This is a genomic window from Archangium lipolyticum, assembly GCF_024623785.1.
GTDB lineage: Bacteria > Myxococcota > Myxococcia > Myxococcales > Myxococcaceae > Archangium > Archangium lipolyticum.
This window is the reverse complement of record NZ_JANKBZ010000002.1, coordinates 80110-93345: the sequence shown is the minus strand read 5'-3', so window position 1 is coordinate 93345 and position 13236 is coordinate 80110. Positions and strand designations below refer to the sequence as shown.

Annotated in this window: 10 protein-coding genes; 6 read left to right on the top strand and 4 right to left on the bottom strand. The window is 64.9% G+C overall.

Annotated features, from left to right (window positions below):
• Positions 1–252: 252 nt before the first annotated feature.
• Both NR810_RS04040 and NR810_RS04035 read left to right on the top strand, forming a co-directional pair.
• Complete coding sequence (locus tag NR810_RS04040; protein WP_257448014.1) at positions 253–981, top strand: response regulator transcription factor; 729 nt, start codon at positions 253–255, stop codon at positions 979–981.
• The gene (locus tag NR810_RS04035) at positions 978–2348 is read left to right on the top strand and encodes a sensor histidine kinase (protein WP_257448011.1); all 1371 of its coding nucleotides are present in this window, start codon (positions 978–980) and stop codon (positions 2346–2348) included. Before NR810_RS04040 ends, NR810_RS04035 begins: the two co-directional genes overlap by 4 nt.
• A gap of 17 nt (positions 2349–2365) precedes the next feature.
• Here NR810_RS04035 and NR810_RS04030 read toward each other — a convergent pair whose 3' ends face one another.
• On the bottom strand, positions 2366–3166 hold the full coding sequence (locus tag NR810_RS04030) for a hypothetical protein (RefSeq protein ID WP_257448008.1): 801 nt from the start codon (positions 3164–3166) through the stop codon (positions 2366–2368).
• 322 nt (positions 3167–3488) lie between these two features.
• Here NR810_RS04030 and NR810_RS04025 point away from each other — a divergent pair, with 322 nt between their 5' ends.
• The gene (locus NR810_RS04025) at positions 3489–4601 is read left to right on the top strand and encodes a BPSS1187 family protein (protein WP_257448005.1); all 1113 of its coding nucleotides are present in this window, start codon (positions 3489–3491) and stop codon (positions 4599–4601) included.
• A 69-nt stretch (positions 4602–4670) separates the two neighbouring features.
• Entirely contained in the window at positions 4671–5702 is a 1032-nt protein-coding gene (locus NR810_RS04020; RefSeq protein ID WP_257448002.1) for an acetylserotonin O-methyltransferase, read from the top strand.
• Positions 5703–6057: 355 nt separating this feature from the next.
• Here the strand turns inward: NR810_RS04020 and NR810_RS04015 are convergent, their stop codons facing one another.
• The 3 genes from NR810_RS04015 to NR810_RS04005 form a co-directional block, all read right to left on the bottom strand.
• A complete protein-coding gene (locus tag NR810_RS04015; RefSeq protein ID WP_257448000.1) occupies positions 6058–6369 on the bottom strand; it encodes a hypothetical protein in 312 nt (103 codons plus the stop codon).
• Entirely contained in the window at positions 6366–8345 is a 1980-nt protein-coding gene (locus NR810_RS04010) for a hypothetical protein (protein WP_257447997.1), read from the bottom strand. The genes NR810_RS04015 and NR810_RS04010 overlap by 4 nt, the downstream gene beginning before the upstream one ends.
• 493 nt (positions 8346–8838) lie before the next feature.
• On the bottom strand, positions 8839–9201 hold the full coding sequence (locus NR810_RS04005) for an SDR family NAD(P)-dependent oxidoreductase (RefSeq protein WP_326522485.1): 363 nt from the start codon (positions 9199–9201) through the stop codon (positions 8839–8841).
• A gap of 735 nt (positions 9202–9936) precedes the next feature.
• Here NR810_RS04005 and NR810_RS04000 point away from each other — a divergent pair.
• Together NR810_RS04000 and NR810_RS03995 are read left to right on the top strand one after the other, a co-directional pair.
• Positions 9937–10272: a hypothetical protein gene (locus NR810_RS04000; protein WP_257447994.1), complete on the top strand. Its 336-nt coding sequence runs from the start codon at positions 9937–9939 to the stop codon at positions 10270–10272.
• Between the two features lie 186 nt (positions 10273–10458).
• On the top strand, positions 10459–13104 hold the full coding sequence (locus NR810_RS03995; RefSeq protein ID WP_257449281.1) for a S8 family serine peptidase: 2646 nt from the start codon (positions 10459–10461) through the stop codon (positions 13102–13104).
• The last annotated feature ends 132 nt before the right edge of the window (positions 13105–13236 follow it).

Below are 13236 nucleotides of genomic sequence, written 5' to 3'. Positions count from 1 at the left end.
ACCCACCTCGGAATGGCACCCGGAACGGAGTCCCCGCTCAGCGGAACCAGGTCCGCACCGTGCCGTCCCCGCCGCGGTGACGCGCTGGGTCGCGTGGAAATATTTCTTCATCCATCCGAAGCCCGCCGGACATGTCCCGCTGGCACCTTCACTCTCGCGACCCGGGGGCATGAGTTCGGCTGCTCAGGGACGGGCAGCAAGACCGCGAACCCCTCTTCATGCCCCCGGGTCGTTCTTCGAGGGACCACGGGCATGGAGCAGACGACACAGGCCGCCGCGGACGAGGGCACCATCCAGGTGCTGCTGGTGGAGGACGACGAGCGGCTGGCCCGCCTCACCAGCCGCTACCTCCAGGAGCACGGCATCCTCGTCACCATCGCCGGCACCGGCCCCGAGGGTCTCACCGAGGCCAGCCGCCATGCCTATGACGTCATCCTCCTGGACCTCATGCTCCCCGGGCGCGATGGCGTGGACGTCTGCCGCGAGCTGCGCACGCGCAGCGACGTCCCCATCATCATCGTGACCGCCCGCGGCGAGGAGGCCGACCGGGTGCTCGGCCTGGAGACCGGCGCCGACGACTACCTCTCCAAGCCCTACTCCTCCCGCGAGCTGCTCGCGCGCATCCGCGCCCAGGTTCGCCGCGCCCGTGGCCGCGTCGGGCCCTCCTCACAGCCCATCCAGGTCGGCAAGCTGGCCATGGATCCGCGCGGCCTCCGCGCCACGCTCGACGGCAGGGTCCTCCCCCTCACCACGTACGAGTTCGGCCTGCTGCGCGTCCTCGCCGAGCGCGCCGGCCGTGTCCTCAGCCGCGAGCAGCTCCTGGACCTCGTCAAGGGCAACGCCGAGGAGGTCTTCGACCGCTCCGTCGACGTCCACATCTTCCGCATCCGCCAGAAGATAGAAGAGGACCCGCGCAACCCCAGGCTCCTCAAGACCGTGCGCGGCGCGGGCTACCTGCTCGCCACCGGGGACGAGCCTTGAACATCCGCCGTCCCCGCTTCCCCAGTCGCCTGCTGTGGCGCATCTACCTGGTGGGCATCGCCCAGCTCCTGCTCGTCTTCTTCGCGCTCACCACCCTCCATCGCTACACACGGGAAGACTCGTTTCGCGAGACCTTCGAGCGCGCCACCACCTACAACGTCTCCGAGTGGGCCTCGCTCCGGGATCGACCCGAGGATCTCCAGAGGGCACTGAACCGGGTTCGCCAACGGCTCGGCACGAAGGTGACGCTGCGCACCGTGGATGGCAGCGTCTTCGCCGCCAACACCTCGCCCCCTCTCCCTCCCCTCTCCGCCGAGCGGCTCCAACGGCTCGAGATCGAGCGCGTGATGAAGCGCGGCACCGGTCCGCCGCCCGCCATGTACGTGGCCATCCCCGAGACCGGTCCGATGGAGGCCTACGCCATGGTGGAGCTCCCCCCACCACCCCAGCCTCCCCCCAGCCCCGTGGTGCCCATCGCCCTGGCGCTCGGGTGCACGGCCATCACCTCGCTCGTCTTCGCCCGCAGCCTCGCCCTGCCCCTGCAGCGGCTGGCCAAGGTGGCTCGCGCCTTCGGTGCCGGCATGTTGGACGTGCGCACCGGCCTGCGCCGCCGCGACGAGATGGGCCAGGTGGCCGAGGCCTTCGACGAGATGGCCGAGCGCATCACCCACCTGCTGCGCTCCCAGAAGGAGCTGCTGGCCAACGTCTCCCACGAGCTGCGCACCCCCCTGGCCCGCATCCGCGTCGCCCTGGACCTGGCCAGCGAGGGTGACGCCGCCCTGGCCCGCGAGTCCCTCTCCGACATCGCCGAGGACCTCTCCGAGCTGGAGCGCCTCGTCTCCGACGTGCTCACCGCCGCCCGCCTGGACCTGGCCACCGAGCAGACTCCCGGTGCCACCCCTCCGCTGCGCCGCGAGCACGTGGAGGCCCAGACGCTGGTGGACAAGGCCGCCGCGCGCTTCCGCTCCGCACGGCCCGAGCACCGCCTCGAGGTCCACGTGGACGGCACCCTGCCCGTGCTGGAGGCCGACCCGGTGCTGCTACGCCGCGCCATCGACAACCTGCTCGACAACGCCGGCAAGTACTCCGAGCCCCACTCCACCGTGCGGCTGCATGCCCGTCCGTTGGAGCACGGCCTCCAGGTGGAGGTGCGTGACGAGGGCATCGGCATCGACGCGAACGACCTGCCCCACCTCTTCACCCCCTTCTTCCGCAGTGACCGCAGCCGGGCGCGCAAGACGGGAGGCGTGGGACTGGGGCTCGCCCTCGCCCGCCGCATCGTCGTCGCCCATGGAGGCACTCTCATCCTGGAGAGCCAGCCCAGCCTGGGAACGACGGCCCGCATCACCCTCCCCGCCGCACCGTAGGTCTCCACTCCGCGCAGTCACTGGCCGAGCGACGAGGGCGGCGGTTTGGCGCTGTAGGCGGGCAAGTAGCACTTGCCCTCGTACTCGTAGAGAATGTCCGGGCACGGGGCCTTGAGTTCATGCGGCAACCAGCAGGCTCCGACCAACTCGACCTCGACGTAGCGGGTGCAGGGAGGGCGCTTCTGCCCTTTGAAGGGCTCGCGCGGCAACGGACGGGCGAGCACGGACTCCCCAGCATCCACGACGTCCACGAGCGCCTCATAGGTGGGCTGGTCCGGATTCCCACCTGCCGTGGACGCCTCGTGGCTCACGGGCGCGGATGGAGTGCTCGCCACGAGTTCCGGGCCACTCGACGTTTGGGACACGGAGGACAGACGCACCAGCGCGAACAGCAGGGCGCACACCGCGGCGGCGCTCGCCACGCTCAGCCCCAAGCTCCAGCGGAGGCGCGGCGCGTGGGTGTTGGGGAAGGCGCGAGACATGCGCCCCACTCCCGCCTGTACCCCCTCGAACAAGAACATCAGCGCCTCCACCGAGTGCTTGTCGGGGGCCACGGACCAGGGGGTGTCCCTCGGCTCCATGGCGATGTAGCCAGCTGAGGCCGAGGAGCTGAGTTGCACCCGCCAGTCCGTCAACGGGGCCGCGCCCTGCTCGGCGGCGGGCTTGAGCACCAGGGCCGTCGCCCCGCTCGTCTCGTGCGTGGCCCGGTAGAGCTCCCCCTGGTTGCCAGCGGACTGCGGCACCTGCTCGTGCAGCTGGTACGGCCCCAACCGCTCCGCTTCCTCCCACTTCTCCTCTGACTTCTTCTTCTCGTCCATGCGTGCTCCTCGCGGGCCTCCCCGCCCACCGGAAGCCCCAGGCTCTTGTTCGCATGGAGTCGAGCCCTTGTGCCAGGAGGTGCTCGGGTGCATCAGGGTCGTCCTACCTTGGAGAGGGTCCCGGAAGGTACGAAGTGCTGGCAGCGCGGGAGGTGGCAACGCGGGTCTGGTCATCCTGAAGTACAGCGCTCCAGGCTGCCTGACGACTCCGGGCAAAGCTTGTGCCGAAGCTTCGTCACAAACTTTCAGCCAGGTGCTCTCTCCCCTTGGAAGAGGCTGTCGGGAATGTCTCCCGCGCCAGCCGTTCCCCGAGGAGAAGACGATGCGTTCCCAAGAGCCCCATCACCCGGGGTACCGGATCGCCCCGTGGGCTGTGACGGCATGCGCGGTGTTCCTGTTCCTCGTGCCACACCTCGCCAGCGCGTGCCCACCCGCGACTTCCGCTGACTTCAACGCGTTCCCGTCGACCAAGCACGTCATCCAGCCGGAGGACCTGTTCGTCGCGGGGGACCCGACCGCCTGCCCGGGCAATACCAACACGTCGCCCTGCGGCGCTCACTACGTGTACGTGCCGGCCGCCAATCACCCCGAGCCGCGCCAGGGCCAGCTCTATCTGTTCCTCCCCGGCACGAAGTCGGAGCCCAACAAGTACGAGGGTCTCCTCTCGATGGCGGCCTACGCTGGCTACAAGACCATCGGGCTCTCGTATGACAACACGGCTCGCCTCGAGAGCGTCTGCGCGCAGAACTGCGGCTGCTACGGGCCGGCGCGGCGCGAGGTCGTTTTCGGCGTGAACTGGTCGCCGATCCTCTCGGTGCGACAGGGTGATTCGATTGTCCATCGCCTCTACCGGCTGCTCGACTACCTCCGAACCAACTTCTCGGCGGAGGGGTGGGACGCCTTCCTCGCCAACGACGACCATGACTGCATGCCCGAGCCCGAGGACTTCAACTGGGACATCATCATCGTCTCCGGCCACTCGCAGGGCGCGGGCCACGGGATGATCCTCTCCAAGGACAAGGCGGTGGATGGCATCCTGCTGTTCGACGGCGGCAACGACGATTGTTCCAGCGGCGGTCGGACCTACGCGCAGTGGCACGACTGGCCCGACATCACGGCGCCCCGGCGTTCGTTCGTCCATGATCGCAACGGCTCCTTCGCGGTCCCGGACTCGTTCATCGCCATGGAGTTTGGCTCGATGCCCTCCGAGTTCGACGTTCTCGACAACGTCTGGCCCACCTCGTTCAACGTGGCGACCACCAACCAGACTCCAGTGGATGACCCTCTGGTCCCTCCAAAGAAGGACTGCACGGAGCATGGCTCGATGGCCTACGATGGCTGCATGCCCGACGCGCTCGGGAACGAGCCCGTGAGCCCGGCGGAGGCGTACCTGTTCCCGTTCTACCTCGACTGGATGTGCGAGGTCGGGAACTGAAGGGAGGGGCCTGGGCCTGTCACGGCGGAGCGCATCGAAGTCTCGGTTTCAAGCTCGACGGAGAGGCGGATGCGAACGATGGAACAGCAGGAGATGTCGCCGCAGGGAGCGATGCTGCAGATGATCACGGCCTTCTGGCTGCCACAAGCAATCCACACGGTGGCGAAGTGGCGCGTCCCTGACTTCTTGAAGGACGGCCCCAAGACGTCGGCCGAGCTGGCCCGCGACACGCAGACGCATGAGGAAGCCTTGCACCGGGTTCTGCGTACGCTCTCGAGTGTGGGCGTCTTCGCTGAAACGGAGGACGGGCGCTTCGGGTTGACTCCGCTGTCCCAGACGCTGCGCTCGGATGTGCCAGACTCGCTGTGGGGCTACTTGATGCTGGTGGACTCCGAGTGGTTCTGGCGGGCCTGGGCGCAGCTGCCTCATGCCGTCAAGACGGGGCAGCCCGGGTTCGAGCAGGCCCACGGACAGCCCTTCTTCGAGTACCTGTCCAAGCACCCGGACGACGGGGTGGTCTTCAACAAGGCGATGACGTCGTTCTCCGCGATGAGCGGCTCCGAGGTCGTCCCGGATCGGTATGACTTCTCGAAGGTGAAGACAGTCGTCGACGTCGCGGGTGGCCAGGGGTCATTCCTCGTGCACGTGCTGAGCGCACACCCGCAGCTGCGCGGCGTGCTGTTCGAGCTGCCGCCCGTCATCGAGGAGGCCAGGTCAACGATCGAGAAGAGTGGCGTGGCCGGCCGCTGCACCTTGCTCGGTGGCAGTTTCTTCGAGTCGGTGCCGTCGGGTCATGACCTGTACATGATGAAGATGATCATCCACGACTGGGCGGACGACCACGCCGTGCGCATCCTGAAGAGCTGCCGCCAGGCAATGCGGAACGACTCCAAGCTGCTGCTGATCGAACAGCTCCTTCCGGAGCGGAGGCTGTCGGGTGTGCAGATGTTCATCGACCTGACGATGATGACGATGTTCGGCAGCAAGGAGCGCACCGCGAAGGATTTCCAGGCCCTGTTCGCACAGGCCGGGCTCGAGCTGACGCGAACCATCGAGCTGGTCAATGGCTACGCAATCATCGAGGCGCAACCGAGGGAGTAGCCCTCCTCCTGGAACATCCCGCGAGGGCGTATAGGCGGGATGGAGGCCATGTTGAGGGTGAGGGCTGGAGCGCAGGGGCCGAGGAGGGCCGCGGACGGGGGTCGGCTCTCGGGGTACACGCCTGCCCAGGCCGCCCTCCCATCAGGTGCGCGGCAGGGGCCTGGCTCTCTTGAAGTCTCCTCGCGGCGTCTTCTCCTTCATCGGCTCCTTGCTGACCGCTGCCTGGCGCGCCACGCTCACCTCCTCCGCTCCGACTTGGGGGAACGGATAGCTGACAAAGGAGAGTCCGTCTCCCGGCAGGCCCCGAGGGAGGCCCGGCCCTGGCCCACTGGAGCCTGCCGCAGGTGTTGACGGCTCAACCCCGGGCGCGGGCACGCGTCACCAGCTTCCACACGCCAAAGTAGAAGAGCGAACAGAGGAGCCAATTCAGCACCAGCAGCAGCATATCCAACCACTCCGGAAAACCACCGAACATGGTCGTTTCAATGGATAGCCCCCAGGCGCTCTGGGCATACCCGAGCAGGCTGTCGGCGACAAGGAGCGGCCCGTAGAGCAGGAACTGGAGCGTACGAGAAATGATGTCCCTGCCCAGCCAGGATCTGATGGCAAGGACCTGGAGGAACAGCACCAGGAAGGAAATGAGAAGCGCGCTCGGCAGGTTCTTCACAGCGCCCTCAGCTTCGCCAGTGTCGTAGGGTCCATCTGGAGCCGTTCCGCGAACTTGAGGCCTACAGCGGTCGGTGGCAGACGCGGGTTGGCATCCGCGAACCTGTTGTAGACATAGGTCCCATAGCGCAATGCCCAATAGAACCGCGCCCACTTCCCTTTGCTGGTGTTGGCAGGTGGTCCCTCCAGCGTCGCCAGGACGGACTTGATCCTTTCCGCCAGTCTGGTCGTGTCGAGGGCGTACGCAGACCCATGGTGCATGATGATCTGCCACTCGCCCGCAGCGGGGGCATAGGCCCGCGCAACGTACTTGAAGCTGCGCTTGCTCAGCAGGTGGAGCGTGACATCCTGGTTACAAGGGACCAGGGGTGCTCCCGGTTCGGAGAAGGGCGTGCCCGGCGAGGTGGTCGTTCCCCCACCCCATCCACGCACCCATTTGGGATTCGTGTTCAACACGCCGAAATCGTAGAAGAGGTTGCCCCAGCGCCAGTGCGTGTGAAAGCAGTCATGCGCGCAAAACGGCGCCATCGCCACAGGTGCATTCAGGTTCCACGACGGTGGACTCTTGGCCACGACCTCCCAAGGAAGCTTCATCTTTGGCGCGATGTGGATGTTGTCGAACTCTCCCTGGCGGGCCAGCTTGGTGACGTCGCGGGGACGGTAGGTCGCCCCGGCAGGCATTGATTCCGTGGGACCCGTGGCAATCTCCTCGTGGAAAGACTTGACTGCGTCCACCAAGGTCCGCTCCGCTGCTCCCCGTTTGACGACCTCGAACTTTCCGGGGGTGGGATCCGTCGAGTAATAGTCGAACAGCAAATTCCAAAACGGCAGCTCCGGAAGCAATCCCTTGCTATTGTTGTCCGTGTAGAGTCCGCTCGATATTTCCGGCGTCATCTCATCCCCATCCATCGAAGTATGGGGTGTGCGCTCATTGCGTGTCAGGGTGATGGCGCCCTCGATACTCTCTGCTGACCTGTTGGTGGCAATCATCAGATGGGGCAGAAGCCGGGCCGCCCCCAACACCCCACCCGGCTCGAACTCATTCCGCTCGCCCATGCAGCCCAGTGCCAGACAGACGAGGACCCGGAAAGGCTGATTGGAGCCACTGGGCAGAAGGACTCCCGGCGTGGTGATGGGCCCAACCACCCCGGATGGACTGATGTCGTAGCCGAAGATGTGATGGAAGCTGGAGTGGAGATTGGCTGGGAGCTGCCAGAATCCCTTTTCGGAGGCCGGGATGACTCCCTCATCCACGGACTCGGTCTTGAGCAGGAAGGTCTGGGTGAGCGGCAAGGAAATCGGCGCGCCGCCGTACAGCTTCACGCTGACGTCTCCCCACGTGATGCTGTCAAGGACTGGCATGGGCATGTCCCCCATGCCTCGGTGCCGGGCCGTCACCTGGGTGACCGTGTCCAGTGTCGGGTGCTGGTACTCCCACACCTTCTTGGTCTGGACCCGAACATCGTCCCCATTCAACTTCTTGAGCTCCGCGAGTTGCTGGGAATTGAATGCCACCAGACGCGGTGCTCCCGTGAAGCCGCTCCTGACAGGCCCATTCGTCGCATGGAGCAACGTCTGCTGCAGCAGTGAGGGCAGCGCTCCCTTTTCATTCGTATGGACAGAACGAAGAGTAGCTCCCGTGTACGCGGCACGAACAGTCACCGGCGACAGCTGGATGGGTTCGAGCTTGGCTTCAAATGCCATCAGCCCTCCCTTCTGGAATTCCTGAAGGAGGGCTGTCTTGAGTTGATCCGCCTTGGGCGGAACGACGGTGTTCCTGGAGCCTTTCTCAACTTCTCTGTAGATGTCCTGGAGTATCGCCGGGTCTGAATTCCACCACCCCTCCACCAAGCCTTGAAGAGAGGAAGGTGTGACCTGCTTGTGTATCTTTTTAAAGGAATTCTTGTCCTTGTCGTTCCCTAAAATCACCCAGTAGCACCAGGTGTCGTATCCAGGCAACATCCACCGTTCAGGCATGGCAGGACTCCGGGAGCTTCCATTTGTCCGCCTCCGCATTCTAGGACCACGACAGGCAGCGTGGCAAACACGTGCGAGGCGAGTCTAGCAACGCCTGCGCACAGGCATGCTATGACGTCCCCAAACAACCCTCCCACCCCACTGATGCCTTCTGCCCTGCCTCCCGTGGATCCGTGGTTCCCCATCCGGAAGCCCGTCCCTGACGCCCGGCTGCGGCTCTTCTGCTTCCCGTTCGCGGGCGGCGGCGTCACCATCTACCATGGCTGGAACACCACCCTTCCCCCCCGGGCGGCGTATAGGCGGGATAGAGGCCATGTGGAGGATGAGGGCTGGAGCACAGGGGCCGAGAAGTGCCGCTGACGGGGGCCGCCGGAGCAGTGAGCCAAGCGGGTGGAGAAGCCGCGCAGCCCCTTGGGGTACACGCCGGCCCAGGCCGCCCTCCCATGAGGTGCGCGGCAGGGGATTGGCCCTCTTGGCCCTGACGGCTTGAGCTTCAACACCCCGAGGCTTGGAGGGTCCGCGCGCCGGGGCCAGCCTTGCACCTGCCGTGGGCAGGCCCAGGTGCTCCAGAATCGTGCGCACCCCTCCCGCCTCGTTCACGGCCCGCCAACACTCGCCGCCTGCCGCCACACCTCACGCAGGCGAACACGTCCATCGCGAAGTCCACGAGGGACTTGACGTCGCGCTCCCTGGTGACGTCCGCGATGCAAACAAGGGCCTGCCCACCCGCCTTTGCGGCGGCCTGCACCGTGGCTTCGAGCTCAGCGGCGCGCCGTCCGGCGGCCACGATCTTCGCGCCTTCTCGCGCGAACGCCACCGCCGTCGCTCGCCCGATTCCAGAGCTCGCACCCGTCACGATGCCTACCTTCCCCTCAAGTCATCTGGTCATGGTTCAGCTTCTTTCTGGATGGAGCGGTCCGTTCATGGGCGTACCGACGGGACCGGAACGTCGGTGCGCATGCTCAATCAAAGACGGTCGCCAGGGGGCCGACGCCGTCGTGCAGGGCGGCTGGTGTCAGACATGCTCGCCACGACACGAAACGAAGCTACCTCCCGAGCCCGGTCGACGCGGGCCAGGTCCCCGACACGCTCCAGGGCGTGCGGACCATGGTCTGCAGCTTCATGGCATGCGAAACGTGCCGTTGACAGTCCTTGAGATTCTGTTTACCGTTCCAAGCGTTCACTGTTGGTGAGTTCAGGGTGGAGCTGGCACGGGCTTGAAAGCCACGGCTCCACGCTCGATTGGCGATACGCCGGTTCCCGCAGCGCGCCTGCACAGGGGGGGGCTCTGAACATCTCGAATCCTGACGCGCTCGAGCGCGGGCGGAACACCCCGCTCGCAGGGTCATTGCGGTGACAGGATTTGACGTTTCATCAACGCCCCATGCGTGGGCAGGGGGGCCTGTGCGATGAAGGGGATTGTAGGGATGCCGTGTCCCTCATCAAGGGCATGAACGCGCGAGCTCTGCTTGTTGTCATGTGTTGGGTGGCGGCCTGCCGCCACGGAGGCGCCTCGAATTCGAGGGCGCCTGGGACCGGCTGTCAGTCACCGCGGCAGCTCGCTGCGGCTGCGCCACGTTTGGGAGTGAGCATGGACGAGAAGAGCCTCGGGAAGGTGCTCGACCGCGGTTTGATCGACCTGTACGAGCAGGCCGCGGCCCGGGCGGCACGAGCCCGCTCGACGTTAGCGCGGGCGGCGCCGGCAGATGAGTGCATTCCGGAGGTCATCGACGTCCTCGTCACGTTCACGGGAGACATCGCCGCCTTGAAGGCGCTTGGCTTCAGGGGCGGGAGTGGCGTTCGCACTCCTGATGGACTTCACATCCTGGAGGGGCGCCTCGATCCAACGCTTCTCGGCGAACTTGTCGCCATCCCACACCTGGTCAGTGTCCGGAGGGCGCCCAAGGCCCATCCGGAGCTCAACTAGATGTCAGGCAAGGGCCCCTGTCAGCGGCCCTCCTCGGCCCCTCCGCTCCAGCCCTCACCCTCAACACGGCCTCTATCTATGCGCCAACGCGCGCGGGATGGATGCCACATCTCTACCCAGGGCAGAATTTCCAATATGAGCATCGCGTGTTCGCTGTGAATGCCTTTTCAGGAGAAAGAGTTGAGTGTGACGAAAAGCCTTCAGGTCTGGCTGTGCGGAATAACCATGTTGTTCATGGCTCCAGCTGTCATGGCCCAAGACGACATTGCGGAGAAGGGCACCTACAACCAGCGGCGGTTCGCTCGAGTCCTGGGGCAGCCGTACAGTGTGTCACCAGTAGAAGCGCCCCAGTCACTGCCTGCGCCTCTGATGGTGGATCCTAAAGGTTCCGGTGAAACCAACGAGCTCATTGTCCTGTTGAACTACGGCAAGGCCGTGAAGCTCCCAGGCTTTGCGAAGCTCATTCGGCGCAGCTCGAGTCCTCCTGCAATCGAACGAGCGGTGGTCGACGCAGTCGTCAATCACTTGCCCGAGGCGAGCCAGGTCTTTGTGGGCGCAACTCACGCCCGTTCCCTCATCTCGACGGGGCGCTTGTCTGATGAGGAGCGTGTCCGAGGGGCGGCAGCAGGTTCGGCCAGAGAGCGGTTGGAGCGGTATCTCGTGCTGAGTTACCCGAGCGTAGCACAGGCTCAGGCGGCGAAGAGGCAACTCGAAAGAACAGCCGCGGTCCTGTCCGTCTCACACAACTGGGTCGCGACCACCTCGTTCTGGTTTCCGAATGATCCCTACTTCCCGTCCGATTTCGTGGTCGGTCCTTCAGAATACCCTAAAGCCTACTACCAGTGGGGCTTGTTCGCGATGCAGTTCTTGCAGGCTTGGGGCACGACACGGGGGCATGCCCAGATTGGGCTCCTGGAGCCTGGCTTTCCAGGAACGTTCACCAATGGCGTCTTCACGGTTCATCCGGAGCTGGCGAGAAATTTCAGACAGCATTTCATTTCGTGCTCTCCCGTTGACAACACAAGCGCGGGTAACCTGCAGCAGCGCGAACACAATATGCATGCTGTGCATGTGGCTGGTATCATCTCCGCGCAGGTTGACAATGGAGTCGGCACGGCTGGTGCTTGCCCGGACTGTAGCCTGACGTCTTTCGCCGCCAGAAACGACTGTGCGACTCCGCCGACAGGGTATGACGCCGTGGGGGTAGCGAATGCCCTGCGGATGGCTGTTGACGTCGGAATGCAGGTGGTGAATTGGAGCGGTTCAGGGCCTGCGGGAGGTATTTGCGACGACGCCTCCCTCAAGGTGATTTGTGACGCACTTGATTATGCGGCGGAGCGTGACGTCCTTTTGGTTGAAGCTGTGGGCAACTTCCCCCAACAGCAACTTGGCTTCCCGTTGAACCAAGCTCACAAGTACGCCATCCTCAAGGTGGGTGGAACTTCGATCACGAACCCGGCTCCCGGCGTGCCGGGAGCGCTCTGGGCTGAAGATGGAACGAATGGCTCATGGAAGGCCGGCGCTGACGGGGTGCTTGGCCCGGCGAAGAGCATCGTCTCTTCCATGCATGCTGGTCAGGGCTACCGCACCACCCCTTTCAATTATAGGTGTGGTGATACGGATGGGGGTGTGGACGAATCCGGGGCACGGTATCCGACGGGATACGTGGACGGAGCCGGGACACGGTATTCGGAGGGATACAAGGATGGGGTGGGAAGCTGCACCGGTACCTCCATGGCGGCACCGCACGTGACTGCGCTGGCCGGTTTGGTTCGGTCGATCAACCCCCGCCTCACGGCTCTACAGCTTCGCCAGCTCATCCAACAGAGTGGAAACCTGGCAAACAACGTGACGCCCGAGCTGGGCTCTGGACTCCCGAGTGCCGTGTCGGCCGTCAATGCGGCGATCGCCACGAACCCCAGCAGGCTTACTCCGCTGTTCTCCTTCTACAGCACCGAGCGCTCCGATTCGTTCTATACCACCATTCCGCAAATGGCGAACGCGGCCCTGGACGGGTCGTTGATGCCGCGCCAATCGCTCGGCATCACGGCGACCAACGCGAGTCATGGTACCTATGCGTCAGCTTACGGTAAGGCCATTGCAGGTTACATCTCATTCCCCCGCTCTCCTTTCGTGGTCGGACCGTCCGGAAACACCACGCCCCTGTCTCAAGTCTCGGTGTTTACTACGCCCGCGAATCCAGCGGACTCTGCCGTACCATTGGCACCGCTCTATCGCATGAGCTGGAAATGCGGCGATCAGACGCCATATCCGCCGCAGATTTGCAACACGATGCCCAAGCACATTGATTCGATCCTGGTCAATGAGGAGGAGCTCGGTTATTTGAAATGGCTGGGGTACAAGGTTGATGGGATCGAAGGTTATGTGTACCCCAAAGCGGCGACCCAGCCTCCTGGGACGGTCCGGCTCATGCGCAAGTATCATCCTGGGCGTGATGACAATGCCGTCTTCCCCGAGACCGAGCTCGCAAGTATGCAGGTGCAGGGCTACGTCGAGGACACCAACTCCACGGATTGGCTGGGATACGCCTATCTGAACACCCATGGCCAGACGCCGGGCGGTGGGGGCACGGGGAGCGATGGTGGAACAGGGGCAGATGCCGGGAGCGACGGCGGCGCGACGGACGCCGGGAGCGATGCTGGGGTTGAGGTGGACGCCGGAGGCACAGGCCCCATCGCGGACCCAGGCACCAACCCGGGCGAGGTCCCTTCCGGAGGCGGCTGCTCGGCGGCCAGTAGCCTCATGGCGCCGCTTGGGCTGATGCTCGCGCTGGGCCTCCTCTCGAGAAGGAGGCGGCCTGTAGGTACGTGAGCGGCCCGCCAGCCCCGCGCGGGCGCACGTAGCCAGGGAGGGCTTGCGGCCATTGGCACTGTACCCAACTGGCTCGCGGTGATGGGCGCGGAAGACGGGAGGCGTGTAGGTCTCCACTCGCGTCGAAAAATG